We start from the raw sequence: 22,951 nt of genomic DNA, 5'->3' as shown, positions 1-22,951 counted from the left end.
GTTATACAAACTAGCCGATCAAACGATCTTCAACTAATTCGATTTCATTCTTTAATTTTGCAATAAACTTAAGCTTTCTTACTCGGTCTGCAGCTTCTAGCCAAGCTTCGCTTTCGAGTTCTTGTTGGATAGCGCTTAATTGTTGTTTATACATTTTGCTAACCTTGCCTTCAAATGCAAATAGCGCATCTTCGGGATCAGAACTGTCTGCGATGTCTTCCAGCTCTTCACGCAATTCCATCTGCTCCATCAGGAACATCGGATCTTGCATGGTTTGTTGTTCGCCACGAATGTCTTCACCGTGTTGAACTAGCAGGTATTCTGCTCGGCTGATTGGATTCTTCAATACCTGGTACGCATCGTTGATTTGTGCCGCTTTTTGCACGGCTAATAAGCGATCACGCTCAGAAGCTATCGCAAATTTATCAGGATGGAATTGGCGTTGCAGATCTCTAAACTGAGAAGAAAGAAGGCTACCATCCAGTTGAAACTGAAGTGGTAGCCCAAATAATTCGAAATGATTCATGTAAAGGTGGTCCTAAGTTTAGGCTCTTTGTTCAGAGCCTAATTTTATTCTTCGCTTACAACGCTCAACGATTCAAGCGTTTAAACATTGAAGCTCTCACCACAACCACATTCGCCTTTCGCGTTAGGGTTGTTGAATTCAAAACCTTCGTTTAGGCCTTCTTTTACATAATCAAGCTCAGTACCATCTAGGTATACTAGGCTCTTTGGATCAATGATGACCTTAACGCCTGAATGCTCAAACACTTCGTCTTCTTCGTTAAGCTCGTCAACGAATTCCAGTACATACGCCATACCCGAACAGCCAGTAGTTTTTACTGCTAAGCGTAACCCGAGACCTTTACCACGGTTATCTAGGAAAGCTTGAACTCGGCTTGCTGCCGTATCTGTCATGGTGATGGCCATACTACAACCTTGTGTTTTATATAAATTGAGAACTCAGGGGGAGCACAAAGGATGCTCCCAAATATTACTTATTTTTTCGACGTGATTACGTTATTGAAGCGATTAGTGCTTCTTTTTGTAATCCGCAACAGCTGCTTTGATTGCATCTTCAGCAAGAATTGAACAGTGAACTTTCACTGGTGGCAACTCAAGCTCTTCTGCGATTTCAGAGTTTTTGATTGCAGCTGCTTCATCAATACTTTTACCTTTAACCCACTCAGTTACTAGTGAACTAGAAGCGATTGCGCTACCGCAACCGTAAGTCTTGAATTTTGCGTCTTCAATAATACCTTCTGCAGATACTTTGATTTGCAGTTTCATTACGTCACCACAAGCCGGTGCGCCAACCATGCCGCTACCTACACTTGGGTCTTCTTTATCAAACGAACCTACATTACGTGGGTTTTCGTAGTGATCAATTACTTTTTCGCTATATGCCATGATAGTTACCTCGAATCCTCTATTTCCGTGAGATTAGTGATGAGCCCACTCAACAGTGTTCAAATCAATCCCTTCTTTATACATATCCCATAGAGGAGACATGTCGCGTAATTTGTTTACCGCTACACGGATTTGTGCAATCGCGTAGTCGATTTCTTCTTCCGTTGTGAAACGGCCGAATGAGAAACGTACTGAGCTGTGCGCCAGTTCATCGTTTAGACCAAGAGCACGCAGAACGTATGAAGGCTCTAAGCTTGCTGATGTACATGCAGAACCTGATGATACCGCAAGGTCTTTTAAAGACATAAGCAGAGATTCACCTTCAACGAAAGCAAAACTCACGTTTAGGTTATGTGGTACACGTTGGTCTAAGTCGCCATTTACAGTTACTGCTTCTAGATCTTGAACACCTTTCAATAGGCGCTCACGAAGTGCTAGTGCGTGGTCGTAATCTTTCTGCATGTCTTGTTTAGCGATAGCAAACGCTTCGCCCATACCCACGATTTGGTGAGTAGCAAGCGTACCAGAACGAAAACCACGCTCATGACCGCCACCGTGCATTTGCGCTTCAAGGCGAATACGTGGCTTACGACGAACGTACAAAGCGCCGATGCCTTTAGGGCCGTATGCTTTGTGTGCAGACATAGAGATAAGATCAACTTTCATCTCTTTTACGTCTAGTGGGATTTTACCCGCAGACTGCGCCGCATCAACGTGGAAAATGATCTTGCGTGCACGACATAATTCGCCAATTGCACCGATATCTTGGATTACACCAATCTCGTTGTTTACGTGCATGATAGAAACTAGAACAGTATCTTCACGCATTGCAGCTTGTAGCTTGTCTAGATCAATGATGCCGTTTGCTTCTGGCTCAAGGTATGTAACCTCAAAACCTTCACGCTCTAGTTGGCGACATGGGTCAAGAACCGCTTTGTGTTCTGTTTTGCACGTGATTACGTGCTTACCTTTTTTCTCGTAAAAGTGCGCAGCACCTTTGATAGCAAGGTTATCTGACTCTGTAGCTCCTGACGTGAAAACAATCTCACGTGGGTCTGCATTTAGTAGATCGGCAATTTGCTCACGAGCATTATCTACTGATTCTTCTGCCTGCCAGCCGTAACGGTGTGAACGAGATGCAGGGTTACCGAAGTTACCGTCCATCGTCATGCACTGAACCATTTTTTCAGCAACACGTGGATCGACTGGGCATGTAGCTGAATAGTCAAAGTAAATAGGCAGTTTCATTTTCTACTCCAATGTAAAAACTGACCGCTAAGAGCGGGCATTAACACCGTGAGGTGCTGCACTAATCGTTGTAGTGCTCGTATTTTTATGTGCAAAACCATTATTAACCGCAAGATCGATATCTTGACGATCAGAAATCTCTAAAACTTCGTTATCTTTCATTAGCTCACCGAGAGTAATGTCGTTTAAGAAGCTGCTGATTCGGGAGCTTAAATCACGCCATAAAGTGTGAGTTAAACAACGAGTACCACCTTGGCAATCTGCTCGACCGTGACACTTAGTTGCATCTACTGATTCGTCAACTGCAGCAATTACAGTTCCGACAGCGATGTCACTCGCTTCAGCACCTAAACGGTAACCACCGCCAGGACCACGAACACTAGCAACCAAGCCAGCTTTACGTAACTTAGAAAACAGCTGTTCTAAGTAAGATAACGAGATGCCTTGTCGCTCTGAAATATCAGCCAGAGGAACTGGGCTTTTTTGCGAATGCAGTGCTACATCTAGCATAGCTGTTACCGCATATCTTCCTTTAGATGTAAGTTTCATATCACACCGTACCCACATTGTTTATGTGGTTGGAATCTTCCCATACCTGACTAAATTGGTCAAGTATTTAGCCGACTATTTTAGTCAGGTATTCATCCTTAAGCTTTGTGCGGACTTTATTTGTCGTTTTTGCTCTTCTCAATTGAAGTCAAAATGCCGCGTAGAGTGTTGATCTCTTGCAGCTCTGGACGAGCTCGACTGAACAAACGACGTAGCTTATTCATCACCTGACCCGGCTTATCCTTAGAGATAAATTGGGTATCAATGATCACTTTTTCAAGGTGCTCATAGAACATTTCTAGTTCTTCGTGACGAGGGTACTCATCTTGTTGCTGCGGCTGGTACTGGCTCGCTACCATATCAAGGTGTGCTACACGTACTTCATAGCTAAGAGTCTGTACCGCCATTGCTAGATTTAGTGAGCTGTATTCGGGGTTTGCAGGAATACATACATGGAAATGACACTTCTGAAGCTCATCATTGGTTAAGCCTGTACGCTCACGGCCGAACACTAACGCTACAGGGTGCTTTTGACCTTCAACTGCAAATTTTTGTCCACATTCACGCGGCTCAAGCATTGGCCATTCAAGCGTACGAGAGCGTGCACTCGAACCAACCACCAAACCACAGTCTTTTACTGCTTCATCCAGTGTAGAAACGATGGTCGCGTTTTCCGCGATGTCACCTGCACCCGCAGCCAGTGCTAAGGTCTGCTCGTCAACTTCACATTGAGGGTCTACAAGAACTAACTGACTCAAACCCATCACTTTCATTGCGCGAGCTGCTGATCCGATATTTCCCGAATGAGACGTACCAACCAGAACGACTTTTACATTGTCTAACATGCTATATGACACCACTTTAAAAATAATCGCGAGATATTAACACATAGCTAAGTAAAATGGTCAGACCCTTCTCGGAATGTGAAATCAAGAGTTCAAAAAATAACCACTTCCCTTTTGGGGAAACTTTGGTATACTCGCCGCCGCTTTAAACTGTTCTTTAACATCTTGTGGGAAAAACCATATGCATCCAATGCTAAACATTGCGATACGCGCTGCGCGTAAAGCTGGCAACCATATTGCTAAATCTCTAGAAACAACTGATAAGATCGAATCGTCTCTAAAAGGTAACAACGATTACGTTACTAACATTGCTCAAGAAGCTGAGTACATGATCATTGAGACAATCAAATCATCTTACCCAGAGCACAGCATTATTTCTGAAGAGTCAGGCCTAACTGAAGGTAAAGATTCTGACGTACAATGGATCGTTGACCCACTAGATGGCACCAACAACTTTGTAAAAGGTTTCCCTCACTTCTCTGTATCTATCGCTGTTCGCATGAACGGTCGTACAGAAGTTGCTTGTGTTTATGACCCAATGCTAAACGAGCTATTCACAGCTCAACGTGGCGCTGGCGCTCAACTTAACAACGCTCGTATGCGTGTTACTCAACTAAAAGACCTTCAAGGTACTGTTCTAGCGACTGGTTTCCCATTCAAGCAAAAACAACACTCTGAATCTTTCATGAAGATCATCTCTGGTCTATTCGTTGATTGTGCTGATTTCCGTCGTACTGGTTCTCCAGCGCTTGACCTATGTTACCTAGCGGCTGGCCGTGTTGACGGTTACCTAGAACTAGGCCTCAAGCCATGGGATCTAGCAGCTGGCGATCTAATCGCTCGTGAAGCTGGTGCTATCATGACTGACTTTGCTGGCGGCACTGATTACATGACGTCTGGTAATGTTGTTGCTTCAAGCGCGCGTGGTGTTAAGTCTATTCTTAAGCACGTTCGTGAGAACTCTAACGAAGGTATGCTGAAGTAATTCAGACCTTGCGTTAATGCTCTTTAGTTAAGAGCATAAGATTTTCAAAGCCTCGCTATTGCGAGGCTTTTTTGTATCCGAGATACGACCAAAATTCCGGTTAGTTACAGTGAGCACAAATCACTTGATCTGTCAGCTGTATTTAGAACTCCACTAGATAGTGACTTAACTACTTTGGCACTTGGTATTGATATTGATATTGATATTGATATTGATATTGATATTGGGTAAATACGGCAATGTGCAATCGGATACAAAAGCTAACCCACAATATACAGACATAAAAAAACCGCTAGTTGCCCAGCGGTTTTTTGGTTTAGCGAAAGTTGTTAAGCCGCGGCCTAAGGCATTTCGTCAAACTCTTCACCTTCTTTATCCACTTGTGGTGGCATTAGATGCTCACGCGTAATACCCAACTTCATAGCTAGTGCTGATGCAACGTAGATAGAAGAATAAGTACCCACTGTAATACCCAATAGAAGCGCAGTCGCGAAACCGTGAATCATAGCGCCGCCCTGAACAAACAGTGCAATAACTACGAATAACGTGGTACCAGAAGTGATCAAAGTACGGCTCAATGTTTGTGTGATTGAGCTGTTCAGAACTTCAGGTGCCTCGCCTTTACGCATCTTACGGAAGTTCTCACGAATACGGTCGAATACAACGATGGTATCGTTGAGGGAGTAACCGACTACCGTTAGCAAGGCTGCTACGATGGTAAGGTCTACCTCAATTTGCATTAAAGAGAAGACACCGAGCGTGATGATAACGTCGTGCGCTAGGGCTAATACCGCACCCGCAGCTAATCGCCATTCGAATCGCACTGATACGTAGATCAAGATACAGATAAGAGAAACAAGGATAGCAAGGCCACCCGCTTCTGTTAATTCATCACCTACGTTAGGACCAACGAACTCGATACGACGCATCTCAACTTGCTCACCAGTACCATCTTTAATCGCAGACAGGATCTGGTTACCAAGCGTTTCACCCGCAACACCATCACGTGGACGTAGACGAACCATTACCTCACGCGCAGAACCAAAGTTCTGAACCGTAGCATCACCAAAGCCTTCAGCTTCTAGTGCGCTTCGAATGTCAGGTAGATTTGCTGGCTCCTCAAAGCCAACTTCAATCAGAGTACCGCCGGTAAAATCTAGACCCCAATTCAACGATTTCGTTGTTAGGGTGAAGATAGCAGTACCAATCATCAAGATAGAGAATACAAAGGCAACCTTTGACCAACGCATAAAGTCGATCATTTTTTCTGCTTTTAGAATCTGAAACATATTAATTCCTAGCCTTAGATCGACAGTTTCTTAACGCGTTTGCCGCCATACATCAGGTTCACGATACAACGTGTTCCGATAATAGCTGTAAACATTGAAGTCAAGATACCGATTGATAACGTTACCGCGAAGCCTTTAATCGCACCTGTACCGACAGCAAATAGAATGATTGCTGTTAGTAGTGTGGTGATGTTGGCATCGGCGATTGTACTAAATGCGTTTGCATAACCTTGGTGGATCGCTTGTTGTGGACTGCGTCCATCTCGAAGTTCTTCACGTATACGCTCAAAGATAAGAACGTTGGCATCGACTGCCATACCGACCGTCAATACGATACCGGCAATGCCTGGTAGCGTCATTGTCGCGCCAGGAATCATCGACATCACACCAATAATCAACACCAAGTTAGCCATCAGAGCAACGTTCGCAATCAAACCGAAAGTACGGTAGTAAAGCAGTGTAAACAGCATTACTGCAGCCATACCCCAAACCATCGCCATGATACCCATATCGATGTTTTGTTGACCCATAGATGGACCAATCGTACGTTCTTCTACAATCGAGATAGGAGCAATCAATGCACCTGCACGTAGTAGAAGTGCCAAGTTATGAGCTTCAGCCGTTGAGTCGATACCTGTAATACGGAAGTTACGGCCAAGCGCAGATTGAATTGTCGCTTGGTTAATCACTTCTTCGTGCTTACTTAGGATCACTCGGCCTTCAGGTGTTTTACGACCGCTGTCCTTATACTCTGCAAATACGGTTGCCATTAGCTTACCGATATTTTGACGAGAGAATGTAGACATCTTGCTACCACCTTCGCTGTCTAGCGAGATGTTAACTTGTGGGCGACCATATTCATCAACACTTGAGCTTGCATCTGTAATGCTAGAACCGCCTAAGATAACGCGTTTCTTAAGTACTACAGGACGACCATCACGGTCTTGCTTAATTTCACTACCAGCAGGAGCACGGCCAGAAGCTGCAGCGGCCAAATCAGCACTGCTGTCTACTTCACGGAATTCAAGAGTCGCGGTTGCGCCTAAAATTTCTTTAGCACGAGCCGTGTCTTGAACACCAGGCAATTCCACTACGATACGGCTAGCACCTTGACGTTGAACCAAAGGCTCAGCAACACCAAGTTCGTTAACGCGGTTACGTAGAATAGTAATGTTTTGCTCTACCGCATAATTGCGGATTTCTTGAAGACGAGTTTCAGTGAAGTTAGCAATCAAAGAGAAACGACCGTTAGATTCTGAATCTACGAACGTCATATCTTGGTGCTTAGATTGCAGTAGCGATTTCGCTTCCGCAAGCTGCTCTTCGTTACGCAGAATCACTTCAACTGCATCTTTACCCGATGGGCGAATAGCACGGTAGCGGATTTTTTCTTCACGAAGTTCACTGCGGAACGCTTCTTCTTGTTGGCCAACCAGTTTTTGCATCGCAGCGTCCATATCCACTTCCATTAAGAAGTGAACACCACCACGTAGATCAAGACCCAGTTTCATTGGTGCAGCACCAATAGATTCAAGCCAATCAGGAGTTGAAGCCGCTAGGTTTAAAGCTACGATAACGTCATCACCTAGTGCTTCTGTGATGATATCACGGGCACTGATTTGCGTATCTGTATCGTTAAATCGAACAAGAATGGAACCGTTTTCGAGAGCAACGGATTTAGTAGAAAGGTTTTCTGCTTCAAGAGCATTGGTGACAGCATCCAGCGTAGACAGATCTACAGAGGCGCCACGCGCCCCTGTAACTTGAACTGCCGGATCTTCACCGTATATATTTGGAAGTGCGTACAACGCAGCGATAGCGATGGCAAACATCACCATCAAATACTTCCATAACGGATAACGGTTTAGCACAGCGAGGATCCTCTAGCTGTTTATAGTGATTTCAGAGTACCTTTTGGTAGCACTGCTGTAACGAAGTCTTTCTTGATAACAACTTCGTTGTTTGCGTTCAGTTCGATAGCAACGTAGTCGCTGTCTTCAGCAATCTTAGTGATCTTGCCGATTAGGCCGCCGCTTGTAAGAACTTCATCGCCTTTGCCCATAGAAGACATAAGGCTCTTGTGCTCTTTAACACGCTTAGCTTGTGGACGGTAGATCATGAAGTAGAAGATCACAGCGAACATACCTAGCATGATAAGCATTTCGAAACCGCCGCCTGCTGGTGCACCTTCTGCTGCTGCGTGAGCTTGAGAAATAAACATTTAAAACATCCTCTATTATATTTTCGTAATTGTTTGTCTAATTGGGTCACATCCCTTTATTTTCAAGCCCCATCACTCGGAAGAGAGATAGGGCTCGCAAAAAAGAAATACTAAGATTCTTTACCTAGTGGTGGCACTTCACGCCCCATTCTTGCGTAGAACTCTGCAACGAACTCTTCAAAGCGGTCTTCATCGATAGACTGACGAATGTCTGACATTACTCGTTGGTAGAAACGCAGGTTGTGAATCGTGTTCAGTCGAGCACCTAGGATTTCGTTACAACGATCCAGATGGTGTAAGTACGACTTGCTGTAGTTCTTACAAGTGTAACAGTCACAATCTGAATCTAGTGGTGTTGTATCGGTTTTATGCTTCGCATTACGGATCTTGATCACACCTTCCGTTACAAACAGGTGGCCATTACGTGCATTTCGCGTTGGCATAACACAGTCAAACATATCGATACCGCGACGAACACCTTCAACCAAATCTTCAGGTTTGCCTACACCCATTAGGTAACGTGGCTTATCTTCCGGCAGTTGAGGACATGTGTGCTCAAGAATGCGGTGCATGTCTTCTTTTGGCTCGCCTACTGCTAGGCCGCCAACTGCGTAACCGTCAAAGCCAATTTCTGTTAGGCCTTTAACTGATACATCACGAAGGTCTTCGTATACGCCACCTTGTACAATACCGAACAGTGAGTTCGGGTTTTCTTGCTTATCAAAGTGATCACGTGAACGCTGAGCCCAACGAAGAGACATCTCCATCGAGTCTTTAGCTTCTTTATGCGTCGCAGGGTAAGGCGTACATTCGTCAAAGATCATTACGATATCTGAGCCTAGATCCTTTTGGATTTCCATCGACTTCTCAGCGTCCATGAAGATCTTGTCACCGTTTACAGGGTTACGGAAATGAACACCTTCTTCAGTGATTTTACGCGTTGCACCTAGGCTGAATACTTGGAAGCCACCTGAATCAGTCAAGATAGGACCTTTCCAGTTCATGAAATCGTGCAAATCACCGTGCAGTTTCATGATTTCTTGACCAGGACGTAGCCATAGGTGGAATGTATTACCTAATAGGATTTCAGCACCTGTGTCTTTTACTTCTTCAGGTGTCATGCCTTTAACCGTACCGTAAGTACCTACAGGCATGAATGCTGGGGTTTCAACGGTACCACGTTCAAACTGAAGTTGACCACGACGTGCGCCGCTATTAGTTTTTTTAAGTTCGTATTTTAATTTCACGAAGCCTCCAATATGCCAGAGAAACAATCTGACTGTTAATTCAGAACCTTAAGCCAAACAAAAGTTCAGCCTAGTAGGTTCTATGAGGAGCGGTCGCGTATTCCTTGCGAGAGATTAGACAGACACCCTGCCCGACTCCTAGCTTACTGCTAGCACCCGTAAATTCTGTTTATATCGTTTATAACCAGCTTAAATTAGCTCGTTTTCTTATTGATGAACATCGCATCGCCGTAGCTGAAGAAACGATATTCGCTCTTCACCGCGTGATCGTATGCGCCCATCACATGGTCGTAGCCAGCAAATGCACTTACCAACATAATCAGCGTTGATTCTGGCAAGTGGAAGTTGGTAATCAAGCAATCCACCAACTGGTATTCATAACCAGGGAAGATGAAAATTTCTGTATCACCAAAGAAAGGAACTAACTCAGTGCCATTTTTCAATGCATCTTGAGCCGCACTTTCTAGTGAGCGCACAGAGGTTGTACCAACGGCAATGATACGCCCGCCACGTGCTTTTGCAGCTGCAACGGCATCCACCACTTCTTGCGGCACTTCAACGTACTCTGCATGCATGTGATGATCATTGATGTTATCGACTTTTACTGGCTGGAACGTACCAGCACCAACGTGAAGCGTCACGTAAGCAAACTCAACACCTTTTTCTTTCATGTCAGCCATTAGCTTATCATCAAAGTGAAGGCCTGCTGTTGGCGCAGCAACCGCACCCGGCTTTTCATTATAGACAGTTTGGTAGCGCTCTTTATCGGCGTCTTCATCTGGACGATCGATGTAAGGAGGCAGTGGCATGTGACCAACACTGTTAAGAATCTCTAAAACGCTTTGATCGGATGTGAAATGGATTTCAAATAGCGCATCATGACGTGCCACCATTTCAGCTTCATACTCATCGTTCTCGCCAAGGAACAATTTGGTACCCGGTTTCGGTGATTTAGAACAACGAACATGCGCAAGAATGCTTTTCTCATCAAGCATACGTTCAACCAACACTTCAAGCCTACCGCCTGATGCCTTGCGACCGAATACACGAGCAGGAATCACGCGAGTGTTATTAAAAACAACAAGATCGCCTGGCTCAACCAAGTCTAAAACGTCTTTAAACGAACCATCAGCTAGGTTGCCATTGTTGCCATCTAATTTAAGTAGGCGGCTTGCTGTGCGCTCCTCTTGAGGGTAGCGAGCAATGAGTTCATCTGGTAGGTCAAAGTGAAAATCTGAAACTTGCATGTGTCGAGTCTTGTCTTAGTTGATGATATTTATGCCGTTGGCGAATAATAAGTCGAAGTTGCCGAGCAATCGTTTCGGTAAGTAAATCGTTACCAGAAACACATCGTAAACATGACTAAAAATTTCGCAGTGGGCTAGTATAGGCACACGAGCCGCAATAGCAAGGTTTACAGCATTGGATTATTGTAAAGAGTCGTAAAATAATACGACCATTCCCCCTCATAAAAAAGCCAAAATTAGTTGCATGAAACTCACCCAAAAATGCGTTAGATCTCAGTTATTTTTTGGATAAAAAACTATAGTGATAGCAACAAATAAAAAAGAAGGAGGTCCGTATGATCAAGGTTGAAGATATGATGACTCGCAACCCTCATACCCTATTGCGCTCACACTCACTGGCCGATGCAAAGCACATGATGGAAGCGCTTGATATCCGCCATATTCCGGTTGTTGATGCCGACAGACAACTACTTGGCGTCGTCACACAGCGAGACGTTCTTGCCGCTCAAGAATCTAGCCTACAAAACATCCCACAAGCTCAATCCTATACTCTTGCAACACCACTCAATGACATCATGCACAAGAGTGTTATGTCTGTAGAGCCACGCGCAGGACTAAAAGAGTCTGCTGTTTATATGCAGAAACACAAAGTGGGCTGTTTACCTGTCGTAGAGAACCACGAACTAGTGGGCATCATTACAGACAGCGATTTCGTTACAATAGCGATCAATTTATTAGAGTTACAAGAAGAAGTAGAACCAGAAGAAGTCGGAGGTTAGTCCGTTTGTTCTATTCACGATACCCCATAGAGCCTTTTAATCCGAGGCTCTTCACATATCTAAATTCTGCCCCATCTAAAACCGCATCTGTTTTTGTAAAACATCAAAAGAAAAATTACAAAAAACAAGAATATCAACAACCTACTTTACCCATCATTCCTAGATATCAAAATATAGTGTTCTGATACTATTTATTGATATATTTATCGTTAGAATAATGTAAGAATTTATTAAGAATAAAAACAAGCTGCCTTACTAGGAATGATATTTATGAGTTTAAAGAAATTGCTGTCCTTAGGTTTTGGCGTGATTCTCGCGCTAATTTTGGTTATTTCAGTCGTTGCTTCATTACGCTTTTATCAATCGAGTGATGGGTTTAACACTTACCGTTCCCTTGCATTAACAAGTGTCTCAACGGGTCGAATCCAAGCCAACATACTGGAAGCTCGTTTATCTGCACTTAAATATATTAAAAACCCTATTCCGTCACACGCTTCTGAATTGAACAGACGCATCACCGCATCAAATCAATTGATCGATGACCTATTAGCTTCTCACCTTGACGATCTACACAAAAATGAATTTCTAGCGATAGAAGGGCTGCTTGATCAATATAGCCAAGGCTTTAACAAAGTTGTTCAACTGGTTAATACGAGAAACAACCTAGTTCAAGAGGCCTTAGACCCATCAGGAGTCAATATGCGAAAAGCAGTGACCAACTTGATGACCCAAGCTTCAGCCGAAGAGGATTTAGAAGTTGCTGTCAGTTCAGGACAGCTTCAGCAGCATGTGTTGCTATCAAGATTGTACGCTTCTAAGTTTCTGACTAGCAATAAAACAGAAGATGCTCAGCGTGCTGAAAAAGAGTTTGCCTCAGCTGCACTACTCGCAGAAACAATCGAATCTCAACTCATGTCGATGGAACAAATCAGTTACTTAAACGATTTTACTGATGCATTCAAAACCTACCGCACCACATTTTCAAAAATCGTTAACACGATCAACGAACGAAACAGCATAATTTCAGGAACCCTTGATCTTGCAGGTATCAATGCGGCAAAAACAATTGAAGAGATAAAACTAGCGACAAAGTCAAAACAAGACTCTGTTGGGCCTAGTATGGTAGAGCGATTCTCTAGTGCGCAGTTTATGCTAGGCGTTCTTTCAATTATCGTCGTTGCCGCTTCTCTTAGCATTGCTGTTTCGATTTACCGCAGTGTATGGAAAGTCGTTGGGGGAGAGCCAAGTGACATCCAAGCAATTGTTGCCGAAGTTGCAGCTGGCGATCTTTCAAAACAGATTCCAAGTACAGGCACAGAAACTGGTATATACGCTAACATTTTAGAAATGCGCCAAGAACTGCGTCGAATCATCGATGGTTTCCACCAAATTTCAGACAATGTTTCAGCGGCCTCCGTTGAGCTAACCGCAGTGATGAGTCAAACAGAAGGGAATGCTCAACAAGAACTGAGTCAGATGGAACAAATAGCAACAGCTATCAATGAACTTTCTAGTACTGCGAGTGAGGTTAGCCAGAATGCAGCTAGCGCCGAGAGCGCGGCAACAGGTGCGACGACCAATGTCAAAGATGGCAGTGTTTCACTCGATGCATCAGATGATATATCACAAAAAGTTGAAAATTCGATCGAAGAGACATCAAACATCGTTAACCAATTGCAAGAGTACTCGGTAGAGATAGGTAGTGTTATTGAAGTAATCAATTCAATTTCGGAACAAACTAACTTGCTTGCGTTAAATGCTGCTATTGAAGCCGCTCGAGCAGGCGAGCAAGGCCGAGGCTTTGCTGTGGTAGCAGATGAAGTTCGTTCTCTTGCCGCTAAAACACAGCAGTCAACCGTCGATATTCAAGAAATAATATCTCGCCTTCAAGCTCAAGCGAAAGATGCGAACCAGTTTATGCAATCCAACCTTTCGTTAGCTGAAGAGTCTAGACAGTATAGCGAACAGCTTCGCACTTCATTCGCCTCTATCACTGACTCTGTGCAACTAATCTCAGATATGAATACACAAGTAGCAACTGCGTCTGAAGAGCAATCTGGCGTGACACAAGATATTTCACAAAATGTTTCTCTGACCTTTGATATTGTTCATCAAAATGTTTCAGGGATTGAGCAGAGCAAACAAGCTAGTGAGGAACTTTCTTCATTAGCCGCTAAGCAAAAAGACTTGCTGAGCTTTTTCAAAATCTAACACTATAGATAAATTTCCAACGCCACTATTTGTGGCGTTTTTTTATCAAACCAAAAGAGCAGCCAAATAGCTGCTCTTTTGAATTTTACTTTCTAGTTTTTTAAAGCAATTCTGAGACCACATCAGCTAACTGATGAAAGGTTTCAAGACGTGACGAGCTTGGTCGCCATACAAGACCTATGTCTCGGTATGCCTGTTGGCCTGGTGGGTCGATCACCACCAAATTCTGATTTTCAAGCAAGCCATGATCGATAGCCATTTGCGGAATAAAAGTTGTCCCTAACCCGTTTGCCACCATTTGAACCAATGTGTGAAGGCTCGTCGCTGTGAACGGGTTGATCTTCTCTTTATCTGTTAACTTGCAGGCCGACACTGCGTGTTCTGTTAAACAGTGCTCATTTTCCAGTAAGAATACAGATTCATCAGGCAGATCATCATATTTAATCGGAACACGAATACCATCGGCTTGATTACGGCTAATCACCATTCTGAAAGGATCTTGCCCAACAACTTTGCTCTCCATGTTGTCGATATCGACAGGCAAAGCCAGAATCAGTACATCCAACTCACCATGACGCAATGCAGCCAATAGGTTAGTTGTCGTGTCTTCCCGTAACAACAAGTTCAACTGTGGAAAACGTTGGTTCGCTTCTTGTACCAAATCGCACAATAGGAATGGTGCAATAGTAGGAATACACCCTACTCGCAACTGCCCTTGCATCGCATCCCCATTACATAGATTTCCAAGCTCAACCAAGTCTTGCCCTTTCGCCAATAACTCTCGACCATGCTTAACCACCAGCTCACCCGCTTGAGTGAAAACCAATGGGCTCTTTTTATCTTTCTTCTCATAGAGAGGACAACCAATGAGTTCTTCCAGGTTTTGAATGCCTTTACTTAGTGTCGATTGACTCACGAAGCAGCGATCCGCAGCGTCGCTAAAGTGGCGAGTTTCGTGAAGAGTAACAAGATAGTGAAGTTGTTTAAGACTTGGCCATTTATTCATGAAATTACTTTGTAATATGAGTAGGATAACTTAAGTGAAGGTCATTTGACCTAAGGAACGGACAAAGAATAAGCTTATCGCTTTTTTCGATTAACTTAATCTATTTAATTCGCTTTTTTCTATAGTACCGATTGTACTATAGTTTGTCCCGTAGAAACGGAGCCCAAACAAAGATGTGTTGGGCCAACTAATTTTTTAGGAGATTCCAAATGGTACTAGTAGGTCGTCAAGCCCCTGACTTTACTGCAGCAGCTGTTCTAGGTAACGGTGAGATCGTTGATAACTTCAACTTCGCAGAATTCACTAAAGGTAAGAAAGCGGTAGTTTTCTTCTACCCACTAGACTTCACTTTCGTTTGTCCTTCAGAGCTAATCGCTTTCGACAACCGTCTAGAAGATTTCCAAGCTAAAGGCGTTGAAGTAATCGGTGTTTCTATTGATTCTCAATTCTCTCACAACGCATGGCGTAACACTGCTATCGCTGACGGCGGTATCGGTCAAGTTAAATACCCTCTAGTTGCTGACGTTAAGCACGAGATCTGCAAAGCATACGATGTTGAGCACCCAGAAGCAGGCGTTGCTTTCCGTGGTTCTTTCCTAATCGACGCTGACGGCCTTGTACGTCACCAAGTAGTTAACGATCTTCCACTAGGTCGTAACATCGACGAAATGCTACGCATGGTAGACGCACTAAACTTCCACGAGAAGAACGGTGAAGTATGTCCTGCACAATGGGAAGAAGGTAAATCAGGTATGGACGCATCTCCACAAGGTGTTGCTGCATTCCTATCTGAGCACGCTGACGACCTAAGCAAGTAATTACCTCTTAAGCCCGAACTCAACGCGGGTTAATGGTTGGAAGACTCTCTATAAAGAGAAATAAAGCATAAGCTAATAGCGCAAAGCGCACCGCCAATCAGTTAAGAAGTAAAGTCCTATTAAAAGCCCGAAGTTAACGCTTCGGGCTTTTTTTTTGCACGATTTCGCTGCCATGAAATCCACACTCCGCTCTTAGCTATTAATAGGGGTAATCACAAAGCCAAACTTTGCCCCTATTTCCCTCTATCACTCTCTATTCATAATCGTATCTAGATTGCTATTATTTCATCTGTATCTTTTAAACGGATAAACATGATGAACACCGAAATTGAAGTCTGTATCGATAACTTAGAATCTCTACATAACGCACTGTCTGGTGGCGCGAATCGAATTGAGCTGTGCTCTTCATTGGCACTTGGCGGGTTAACTCCAAGCTTCGGAATGATGAAGCAGGCGGTGAAAATTTCGTCCGTACCAGTTTATGCAATGATACGACCGAGACAAGGCGACTTCATATTCGATTATGACGATATACTCTGTATGCTAGACGATATTGAAGCTTGTGCGAGAGCAGGGGGGAATGGCGTCGTTCTGGGTGTACTAACACCTGATGGTGAGATTGATATGCCTGCAATGCAAATTCTCTCAAGCAAGGCTCACCAACTCAAACTAGCAATCACCTTCCACCGTGCAATCGACCAACTTCAGGATTATAAAGTAGCGTTAGAGCAGATTATTGAGCTTGGATGTGAAAGAATCCTGACGTCAGGGCTTGCTATTAATGCAGAGCAAGGCATCAATGTGCTCGCAGATATGGTCAAACAAGCCGATGGCAGAATCGACATCATGGCAGGGGCTGGCGTCAACGCAACGAATGCCAAAATGATTCAAAGCACCACCCAAGTACCTGCACTTCACCTTTCAGGTAAATCGACAAGACCCAGCCTAATGGAAAACAATTCAAGCGCTCAAATGGGCAGTAATGATGTTGATGATTATCAGATACCAGTAACTGATGCGAATAAGATATCCAATGTGAGAGCCGCCCTCACCGCTTAGGGTAATCGTCACTAACACAAATCCAGAGAACCACGCTGACTAATCTAACTGACTGACGTATATTAGATTTAATAACGCAGTAAACCTTCCATGGACAGATATGGCTAAAGACTTATTCAGATCTCTTGATTTAAACCTGTTACGAACATTTCTGATTGTTTATCAAGAAAAAAACACCAGAAAGGCAGCGGAGCGTTTATTTGTTTCTCAGCCAGCGGTTAGCCAAGCCCTACAAAAACTAAGACACCACTTCAACGATGACCTTTTCGTAAAGGTTCATGGAGGCTTACGACCTACGGCTTTTTCAGAGCAGCTCACTAATCAAATAAAACCGTTCATGGACGGTCTATCTATCGCGGTAAATACATCGAATGCTTTTGACCCGAAAGAGATTGATTACACACTCAAAATAGCGCTATCACCTATCGTCTTATCTTGTTTATCTGGTTCTTTATTTAGAAAGATAAGGGAACAAGCGCCCAACGCCAATCTTGAGCTAGTTCCATGGTCAAATTCGTCGGTTGCAGATATACAAAAAGATGAAGTTCTGATGGGGGTAAGCTATCTAGGGGAAAATACCAGTAAAGAGGTTTATACAAGGCAGCTTTTTGAATTAACAGGACGTATCTTTGTTAGGAAAGACCACCCTTTAAAGCCAGATACCGTGACTCCATATGACATGGCAGGGTACGAAATCGCATCTTTAGTGACGCCTGGTTGGAATGACAATTTTAGCTTAGCGTCTCAGATTCTAACCGACCTTTCCATCGAGCATCGTATCGGTTTTCGCAGCGAATTGGTCATGGCTCTAATCGATGTCATTCAACATACTGATATGTACATGCCCCATTCCAACCTTTTCCCAGTAGAAAACTATCCGACATTACGCGGGGTAGATGTCTCAGTCGACGGAAAAACGCTGAAGACTCCGGTCTATAGTTATATACACATTAAAAATCGAAACTCACTTTTAACAAATTGGCTTTCAAAACTCATAAAGCAAGTTTTATCAGAACAAGTACAAAAGTAAGTTCGATTAAAAGTTATATATTGTATTTTACTCTTCTGGGCGCCAGCTCAGTGCGCTAGCAATAGTACCGATAACTAATGTGTCTTTTTCAGCGTCATTAAGTTCAGGTAACATCTGTAGCGTTATCATTCCATTTGTCTGAGCAGCCGCTATTTCTTTAGAAGCTTTTTTAAAGCTATACCCTAGTGGTTTTTCCACCGACATCAAAAGATCTTTGCTTGAATGGACTGTTTCTACATCATATTGATTCGACCCAACTCGGATGTAGCCAGCTTCTTTCTTTTCTAAGCTAACGCTGATCATCCCAGCTTGAGGCTCTAATACGAACTCTCCTACCTTCTCATTCTTTTGAGATACAGAACAGCGGTAAGGCTTATTGCCACCAAAATCAACACCCATATAGTTAACTGAAGTGCCACCGCCAGAACAAACTAAGTTCCACATCTGGCCATTATCGACTCGAGTGATCTCAGCAGCAAGCTCACCCTCTTTAAACGAAACAGTATTAAACCATGTTGAGCTTGATGAGTTTCGGGTGTATTTACCTTGATACATACCCGCAATATCAAACGTTCCTTCTTGTCCTAATCCCCAGAAATCGCCATCGGTTTTTACAATGAGTTCAGGCTGTTGATTAACAGCGTCGGATTTATCCATTATGGCAACGCTGCCGCACGCAGTTAACGCGAAAAGAGGAGTCACAACTAAAAGAAACTTCTTCATACTGGTATCTACCTAAAAAATAAATGTAAGGGCTAAACTAAGCAGCAGAATAAATTAAAGACCGGTTGGAATATAGCGAGTACCGAAGAGCCACATCAATACTGTCGTTATTTTTTTTATAACTGACAAACAAAGTCATTACAGAACATAAGCTTAAGTGGCAGTGTATTTACAACACTCGATTTGTAAGTCTACGTAAGGCCATGTAAAACCAAGTGCCTCACTGAGTAACCTTCACCACCACTGATAAGCAAGCATTATCACAGAGATAACCAATGCGAATTAGCCTGCTCTTTCCAAGCCCATATAATGTTCATCGTTAGCCAGTTATTTTACTGAGTTCACGCATGGATCGATCTAATGCTAAGGAGAGCTAAAAATTACTTCGGTGGTATCATGAAATTTAAAACACTTCTTTTAGCTTCAGCTTTATTCTCAACCTCTGCTTTTTCAAGCGGTCTTCATTTTTCACCAGAGTTTAAAATAGGTGCATATCACGGGTTTGGGGCACAAGTCGGTGTCACTGAAGTTGCGGATCTAAATGCAGTTTACTTAAGTTACTCAGAGGTTTGGTATGAGAGTGACCGCTATGATGAAACGGTAAACTCGTATCGGATTGGTATTCAGAACATGTTTGGTTCACAGAAAATACACGGCTTTCAAGCTGAGATAGGACTTGCGGACTACGAAGGTGAAAAGACTCGTTCTGGGGTAACGGAAACGAAGACAGCAACAGGCTTAAGTTTAGGTGGTGCCTATGTGTATCAAGCGACGCCAATACTCGCACTCAGAGCGGGTGCCGACTTGAATCTGTTTGACCACAATAAGACTTTTGTACCTTACAACACCACTATCAACTTAAACCTAGGCGCTATACTGAGCTTCTAGCTAGGCTGTTTATTTTAATGCGTCATCTAGACTTTGATCACCAAGGTGGCGTACATCTTTCCCCTTCACAAAGTAGATAATGTATTCACAGATATTTTGACAACGATCTCCCACTCGCTCAATCGCACGGGCTGACCACATCACTTGTAGGATGTTGGGGATGTTCTTAGGATCTTCCATCATGTACGTCATCAACTGACGAATGACGGCCTCGTATTCCGCATCCAGCTTATCATCAAGTTTATGTACTTCTGCCGCCGCATCGACATCCATCCGAGCAAAAGCATCTAATACTTGATGCAGCATAGTGATTGCCTGACGACACAATGGCTCTAACGAGACATGAAATTTTTGTTCTTTGGTCGAAGGGATCTCGATCGCGCCTTGAGCAATTTTAGAGGCAACATCGCCAATCCGTTCTAAGTCGGTAATGGTTTTGATAATCGCCATAATCAAACGCAGATCTTTCGCTGTCGGCTGACGCTTTGCAATAATACGAGTACATGCTTCATCAATGGAAACTTCCATCGCATTGACTTTATGGTCATCACGAATCACTTTCTTGGCCAGCTCCGCGTCATCTTTATGAAGAGCTTGCATCGCAAAGGACAACTGCTGCTCTACCAATCCACCCATGGTTAGTACGTGTGTACGGATAGATTCTAATTCGACATTAAACTGTCCTGAGATGTGGCGACCAAAATGCATGTCAGCTCCTTAAAAGAAATGAATAAAGCCGTTTATTTCAGAGTGACTTAGCTCTAGATGGCACGAACTTAAACGTTAGCCGTACCTACCAGTAATGTAGTCTTCCGTTTGATTTTTCAATGGCGAAGTAAATATCGAATCAGTATCTGAGTACTCGATCAACTTACCCATATGGATAAAAGCAGTATGGTCACTCACACGCGCGGCTTGCTGCATGTTGTGGGTAACAATCACCACTGTGTATTGCGTTTTAAGCTCATTAATCAACTCTTCAATCGTCAATGTCGAAATCGGATCGAGTGCCGATGTCGGCTCATCCAATAACAACACTTCAGGTTCGATGGCAACCGCACGAGCGATAACCAAACGCTGCTGTTGCCCCCCCGATAAACCAAAGGCGTTCTCATGCAAACGGTCTTTCACTTCATCCCATAACGCAGCAGCACGCAGAGAGCGCTCAACCGCATCATCAAGATCTCGGCTGTTGCTCACGCCTTGGAGCCTCAAACCATAAACCACATTCTCATAGATAGATTTAGGAAAAGGGTTCGGGCGCTGGAATACCATGCCGACACGGCGTCGTAAAGTCGCGACATCCACCTTAGGGTGATAGACGTTCTTGCCATGAAGCTTCACTTTTCCGGAAACCTTACAACCTTCAACAAGATCGTTCATGCGATTAATGCAGCGCAGTAGAGTCGACTTACCACACCCTGATGGGCCAATAAACGCGGTCACCTGCCCCTTCGGGATTTGCATTGAAATATCATCAAGTGCTTGGCTCTCTTTATAATAAAGATTCAGCCCTTCAATCGAGATAGCAATTTGCTCATCCTTCAAGTTGTGGACATCAAGTGGTGCTTGGTAGCCCAAGGTTTCATTAATCGAGAACATCTAATCTTGTCCTAAGGTTCGGTATTTTTCACGCAAGTTATTACGGATATTGATGGCTGTTAAATTCAATCCAACAATCACAGTAACCAATAAAAATGAAGTCGCATACACTAAAGGTCGTGCCGCTTCGATATTAGAGGTTTGAAACCCAACATCATAGATATGAAAACCTAAATGCATGAACTTTCTGTCTAAATGCAGGTATGGAAACTGACCATCCACAGGCAAGCTTGATGCGAGTTTCACCACACCCACCAGCATAAGTGGGGCAACCTCCCCCGCAGCTCTCGCGATTGCCAAAATCAAACCGGTGATTATCGCAGGGCTTGCCATCGGTAAAACAATGCGCCAAAGCGTCTCAAATTGAGTGGCGCCAAGCGCCAATGAACCATGTCTCACGGAGCTAGGAATCCGCGTTAAACCCTCTTCCGTAGTGACAATAACAACGGGTAATGTTAATACCGCCAAGGTCAATGCGGACCATAATAGGCCCGGCGTACCAAATGTCGGAGCGGGTAACCGTTCTGCGTAAAACAAAGAATCAATTGAGCCACCGATGGTATACACAAAAAATCCTAAGCCGAATACACCATACACAATCGACGGTACACCCGCTAAGTTAATTACGGCAATACGAATCAAACGTGTTAGTGCGTTGTTTTTTGCGTATTCATGAAGATATATCGCAGCAACCACACCAAGAGGCATCACGACAATCGACATAAGAATAACCAACAGTACCGTGCCAAAAATCGCAGGAAACACACCGCCTTCAGAGTTTGAGTCTCGAGGGTTCTCTGATAAGAACTTCCAAACTTGTTTGCCCCAATGCCCAACCTTTTCAAGATAAGACATATTATTCGGGTACCAATAATCCAAAATATGACTGAGCGAAATTTCAACCTGCTCTCCTGTCATATCTTCCACCAACAAGCTTTCGACATTGAGCTGCGTTCTAAGGTGCTCAAGCTTTATTTCTGCTTCTGCTAACTGGCGATTTAATTCCAGTTTAGTTTGAGTATAGGTTTTAAGGTATTCATCGCTCACTGACTCATTGAGTTCAAGCTTACGTTTTTCTAAACGCAAATTTTCCAATTGCCAGCTGATATTGCGGATTTCTTGGTTCACTACACGCGACGTCTCTTTACGTAACGTACCAGCGAACGCCAAGCCTTGCTCGAGCTGTTGGTCTATGTTCGAATCAAAGGTGCCAGAAGCGGTTTTAAACCCCACAGGTTTACCAAAGAAGTAACCACCTCGACTTCGCTCAATCACAGCCCAGTCAGGTGGGGTGGTTGGTTCGCGTAAGTTAACATCCAAAATGGAAACAAAGTCCGCTGGATAAATTTCCCTGTTAGCAACTTTGATACTTAAGCGCTGAATTAGCCCAGTCGACAGGTTTTGAGACGACAAGAGGTCGTGTACTTGTGGGACTTGCTCTATCGGGATGTATTTCCGTTCATATAACTGACCAATCAATACATCTTGCTTTACTAACGTTTCGTCGAGGCCGACAACTAACGATGCGTCTTTGGAATCGACTTGCCATTGATACAAAGGAGCAGGCCAAAAATAGGTTAAGCCCTTCCAACCGATCAGCAGCATTAGGCCAAGAACCGAAAGCATACTGATGCTCACCGCCCCGCCCGTAAGCCAGATCCACGGAGATCCCGATTTAACCCAAGATAATAATGACTTCAGTTTATTCATCATGATCGACCTTGCTGTTGACGTGCTGAAACCAAGGAAGAGCCAAGTTCGCGAGATGCGCTAACCAAACAACTAAAAGCCATT

The 22,951-nt window shown here is 43.7% G+C and carries 23 protein-coding genes; 7 read left to right on the top strand and 16 right to left on the bottom strand.

Features of this window, described 5'->3' with window-relative positions:
* Positions 1-10 precede the first annotated feature (10 nt).
* The 6 genes from hscB to trmJ all read right to left on the bottom strand — a co-directional run bounded on the left by hscB (position 11) and on the right by trmJ (position 4,052).
* Complete coding sequence (gene hscB / locus Q5H80_RS02730; protein WP_009848288.1) at positions 11-526, bottom strand: co-chaperone HscB; 516 nt, start codon at positions 524-526, stop codon at positions 11-13.
* Between the two features lie 80 nt (positions 527-606).
* Positions 607-930 carry an iron-sulfur cluster assembly protein IscA gene (iscA, locus tag Q5H80_RS02725; protein ID WP_004735095.1) on the bottom strand — a complete coding sequence of 108 codons (324 nt, stop codon included), beginning with the start codon at positions 928-930 and terminating at the stop codon, positions 607-609.
* Positions 931-1,032: 102 nt separating this feature from the next.
* The gene (gene iscU / locus Q5H80_RS02720; RefSeq protein ID WP_004735094.1) at positions 1,033-1,410 is read right to left on the bottom strand and encodes a Fe-S cluster assembly scaffold IscU; all 378 of its coding nucleotides are present in this window, start codon (positions 1,408-1,410) and stop codon (positions 1,033-1,035) included.
* Between the two features lie 33 nt (positions 1,411-1,443).
* A complete protein-coding gene (locus Q5H80_RS02715) occupies positions 1,444-2,658 on the bottom strand; it encodes an IscS subfamily cysteine desulfurase (protein ID WP_009848287.1) in 1,215 nt (404 codons plus the stop codon).
* A 27-nt stretch (positions 2,659-2,685) separates the two neighbouring features.
* Positions 2,686-3,207, bottom strand: a complete 522-nt coding sequence (gene iscR, locus Q5H80_RS02710; protein WP_012603310.1) for a Fe-S cluster assembly transcriptional regulator IscR — start codon at positions 3,205-3,207, stop codon at positions 2,686-2,688.
* A gap of 116 nt (positions 3,208-3,323) precedes the next feature.
* Positions 3,324-4,052, bottom strand: a complete 729-nt coding sequence (trmJ, locus tag Q5H80_RS02705) for a tRNA (cytosine(32)/uridine(32)-2'-O)-methyltransferase TrmJ (RefSeq protein ID WP_004735091.1) — start codon at positions 4,050-4,052, stop codon at positions 3,324-3,326.
* A 181-nt stretch (positions 4,053-4,233) separates the two neighbouring features.
* Here trmJ and suhB point away from each other — a divergent pair, with 181 nt between their 5' ends.
* On the top strand, positions 4,234-5,037 hold the full coding sequence (gene suhB, locus Q5H80_RS02700; protein WP_009848284.1) for an inositol-1-monophosphatase: 804 nt from the start codon (positions 4,234-4,236) through the stop codon (positions 5,035-5,037).
* A 341-nt stretch (positions 5,038-5,378) separates the two neighbouring features.
* Here the strand turns inward: suhB and secF are convergent, their stop codons facing one another.
* The 5 genes from secF to queA all read right to left on the bottom strand — a co-directional run bounded on the left by secF (position 5,379) and on the right by queA (position 11,041).
* Positions 5,379-6,326, bottom strand: a complete 948-nt coding sequence (gene secF, locus Q5H80_RS02695; protein WP_135382717.1) for a protein translocase subunit SecF — start codon at positions 6,324-6,326, stop codon at positions 5,379-5,381.
* Positions 6,327-6,340: 14 nt separating this feature from the next.
* Complete coding sequence (gene secD, locus Q5H80_RS02690) at positions 6,341-8,197, bottom strand: protein translocase subunit SecD (RefSeq protein WP_009848282.1); 1,857 nt, start codon at positions 8,195-8,197, stop codon at positions 6,341-6,343.
* Between the two features lie 20 nt (positions 8,198-8,217).
* Complete coding sequence (gene yajC / locus Q5H80_RS02685; protein ID WP_009848281.1) at positions 8,218-8,547, bottom strand: preprotein translocase subunit YajC; 330 nt, start codon at positions 8,545-8,547, stop codon at positions 8,218-8,220.
* A 110-nt stretch (positions 8,548-8,657) separates the two neighbouring features.
* Positions 8,658-9,794 (bottom strand): tRNA guanosine(34) transglycosylase Tgt, encoded by a 1,137-nt coding sequence (tgt, locus tag Q5H80_RS02680; RefSeq protein ID WP_009848280.1) that lies wholly within the window; start codon positions 9,792-9,794, stop codon positions 8,658-8,660.
* A 194-nt stretch (positions 9,795-9,988) separates the two neighbouring features.
* Positions 9,989-11,041, bottom strand: coding sequence for a tRNA preQ1(34) S-adenosylmethionine ribosyltransferase-isomerase QueA (gene queA / locus Q5H80_RS02675; RefSeq protein WP_304568513.1), 1,053 nt, complete (start codon positions 11,039-11,041; stop codon positions 9,989-9,991).
* A gap of 335 nt (positions 11,042-11,376) precedes the next feature.
* Between queA and Q5H80_RS02670 the strand changes: the two genes are divergently transcribed.
* Together Q5H80_RS02670 and Q5H80_RS02665 are read left to right on the top strand one after the other, a co-directional pair.
* Positions 11,377-11,820, top strand: coding sequence for a CBS domain-containing protein (locus tag Q5H80_RS02670; RefSeq protein ID WP_304568512.1), 444 nt, complete (start codon positions 11,377-11,379; stop codon positions 11,818-11,820).
* A gap of 270 nt (positions 11,821-12,090) precedes the next feature.
* Complete coding sequence (locus Q5H80_RS02665; RefSeq protein ID WP_304568511.1) at positions 12,091-14,031, top strand: methyl-accepting chemotaxis protein; 1,941 nt, start codon at positions 12,091-12,093, stop codon at positions 14,029-14,031.
* A 100-nt stretch (positions 14,032-14,131) separates the two neighbouring features.
* Here Q5H80_RS02665 and Q5H80_RS02660 read toward each other — a convergent pair whose 3' ends face one another.
* Positions 14,132-15,037 (bottom strand): hydrogen peroxide-inducible genes activator, encoded by a 906-nt coding sequence (locus tag Q5H80_RS02660; protein ID WP_132981966.1) that lies wholly within the window; start codon positions 15,035-15,037, stop codon positions 14,132-14,134.
* A 209-nt stretch (positions 15,038-15,246) separates the two neighbouring features.
* On the opposite strand from Q5H80_RS02660, the gene Q5H80_RS02655 reads away from it, so the two are divergent.
* From Q5H80_RS02655 to Q5H80_RS02645, 3 genes are all read left to right on the top strand, one after another.
* Positions 15,247-15,855: a peroxiredoxin C gene (locus Q5H80_RS02655; protein WP_048658845.1), complete on the top strand. Its 609-nt coding sequence runs from the start codon at positions 15,247-15,249 to the stop codon at positions 15,853-15,855.
* Between the two features lie 315 nt (positions 15,856-16,170).
* The gene (locus Q5H80_RS02650; RefSeq protein ID WP_304569369.1) at positions 16,171-16,914 is read left to right on the top strand and encodes a copper homeostasis protein CutC; all 744 of its coding nucleotides are present in this window, start codon (positions 16,171-16,173) and stop codon (positions 16,912-16,914) included.
* A gap of 100 nt (positions 16,915-17,014) precedes the next feature.
* On the top strand, positions 17,015-17,944 hold the full coding sequence (locus tag Q5H80_RS02645) for a LysR family transcriptional regulator (protein ID WP_304568509.1): 930 nt from the start codon (positions 17,015-17,017) through the stop codon (positions 17,942-17,944).
* A gap of 27 nt (positions 17,945-17,971) precedes the next feature.
* Here the strand turns inward: Q5H80_RS02645 and Q5H80_RS02640 are convergent, their stop codons facing one another.
* On the bottom strand, positions 17,972-18,667 hold the full coding sequence (locus Q5H80_RS02640) for a hypothetical protein (RefSeq protein WP_304568508.1): 696 nt from the start codon (positions 18,665-18,667) through the stop codon (positions 17,972-17,974).
* A 396-nt stretch (positions 18,668-19,063) separates the two neighbouring features.
* Here Q5H80_RS02640 and Q5H80_RS02635 point away from each other — a divergent pair, with 396 nt between their 5' ends.
* The gene (locus tag Q5H80_RS02635) at positions 19,064-19,555 is read left to right on the top strand and encodes a hypothetical protein (protein WP_304568506.1); all 492 of its coding nucleotides are present in this window, start codon (positions 19,064-19,066) and stop codon (positions 19,553-19,555) included.
* A gap of 9 nt (positions 19,556-19,564) precedes the next feature.
* Here Q5H80_RS02635 and phoU read toward each other — a convergent pair whose 3' ends face one another.
* The 3 genes from phoU to pstA all read right to left on the bottom strand — a co-directional run bounded on the left by phoU (position 19,565) and on the right by pstA (position 22,867).
* Entirely contained in the window at positions 19,565-20,263 is a 699-nt protein-coding gene (gene phoU / locus Q5H80_RS02630; RefSeq protein WP_004735072.1) for a phosphate signaling complex protein PhoU, read from the bottom strand.
* Positions 20,264-20,338: 75 nt separating this feature from the next.
* On the bottom strand, positions 20,339-21,157 hold the full coding sequence (pstB, locus tag Q5H80_RS02625) for a phosphate ABC transporter ATP-binding protein PstB (RefSeq protein WP_004735071.1): 819 nt from the start codon (positions 21,155-21,157) through the stop codon (positions 20,339-20,341).
* Complete coding sequence (pstA, locus tag Q5H80_RS02620; RefSeq protein ID WP_304569368.1) at positions 21,158-22,867, bottom strand: phosphate ABC transporter permease PstA; 1,710 nt, start codon at positions 22,865-22,867, stop codon at positions 21,158-21,160.
* Positions 22,868-22,951 lie beyond the last annotated feature (84 nt).

The organism is Vibrio sp. SNU_ST1 (assembly GCF_030563405.1).
Classification (GTDB): Bacteria; Pseudomonadota; Gammaproteobacteria; order Enterobacterales; family Vibrionaceae; genus Vibrio.
The sequence above is the reverse complement of the archived record's forward strand: the minus strand, read 5'-3'. Positions and strand labels throughout refer to the sequence as shown.

Coding starts and splice junctions, on each gene's coding strand:
- Q5H80_RS02665 (WP_304568511.1), top strand. CDS start 12,091: ATGAGTTTAAAGAAATTGCTGTCCTTAGGTTTTGGCGTGATTCTCGCG.
- phoU (WP_004735072.1), bottom strand. CDS start 20,263: ATGCATTTTGGTCGCCACATCTCAGGACAGTTTAATGTCGAATTAGAA.
- Q5H80_RS02655 (WP_048658845.1), top strand. CDS start 15,247: ATGGTACTAGTAGGTCGTCAAGCCCCTGACTTTACTGCAGCAGCTGTT.
- secF (WP_135382717.1), bottom strand. CDS start 6,326: ATGTTTCAGATTCTAAAAGCAGAAAAAATGATCGACTTTATGCGTTGG.
- hscB (WP_009848288.1), bottom strand. CDS start 526: ATGAATCATTTCGAATTATTTGGGCTACCACTTCAGTTTCAACTGGAT.
- Q5H80_RS02650 (WP_304569369.1), top strand. CDS start 16,171: ATGAACACCGAAATTGAAGTCTGTATCGATAACTTAGAATCTCTACAT.
- trmJ (WP_004735091.1), bottom strand. CDS start 4,052: ATGTTAGACAATGTAAAAGTCGTTCTGGTTGGTACGTCTCATTCGGGA.
- Q5H80_RS02660 (WP_132981966.1), bottom strand. CDS start 15,037: ATGAATAAATGGCCAAGTCTTAAACAACTTCACTATCTTGTTACTCTT.
- suhB (WP_009848284.1), top strand. CDS start 4,234: ATGCATCCAATGCTAAACATTGCGATACGCGCTGCGCGTAAAGCTGGC.
- iscU (WP_004735094.1), bottom strand. CDS start 1,410: ATGGCATATAGCGAAAAAGTAATTGATCACTACGAAAACCCACGTAAT.
- Q5H80_RS02670 (WP_304568512.1), top strand. CDS start 11,377: ATGATCAAGGTTGAAGATATGATGACTCGCAACCCTCATACCCTATTG.
- Q5H80_RS02640 (WP_304568508.1), bottom strand. CDS start 18,667: ATGAAGAAGTTTCTTTTAGTTGTGACTCCTCTTTTCGCGTTAACTGCG.
- Q5H80_RS02645 (WP_304568509.1), top strand. CDS start 17,015: ATGGCTAAAGACTTATTCAGATCTCTTGATTTAAACCTGTTACGAACA.
- pstB (WP_004735071.1), bottom strand. CDS start 21,157: ATGTTCTCGATTAATGAAACCTTGGGCTACCAAGCACCACTTGATGTC.
- queA (WP_304568513.1), bottom strand. CDS start 11,041: ATGCAAGTTTCAGATTTTCACTTTGACCTACCAGATGAACTCATTGCT.
- Q5H80_RS02635 (WP_304568506.1), top strand. CDS start 19,064: ATGAAATTTAAAACACTTCTTTTAGCTTCAGCTTTATTCTCAACCTCT.
- iscR (WP_012603310.1), bottom strand. CDS start 3,207: ATGAAACTTACATCTAAAGGAAGATATGCGGTAACAGCTATGCTAGAT.
- iscA (WP_004735095.1), bottom strand. CDS start 930: ATGGCCATCACCATGACAGATACGGCAGCAAGCCGAGTTCAAGCTTTC.
- pstA (WP_304569368.1), bottom strand. CDS start 22,867: ATGAATAAACTGAAGTCATTATTATCTTGGGTTAAATCGGGATCTCCG.
- Q5H80_RS02715 (WP_009848287.1), bottom strand. CDS start 2,658: ATGAAACTGCCTATTTACTTTGACTATTCAGCTACATGCCCAGTCGAT.
- yajC (WP_009848281.1), bottom strand. CDS start 8,547: ATGTTTATTTCTCAAGCTCACGCAGCAGCAGAAGGTGCACCAGCAGGC.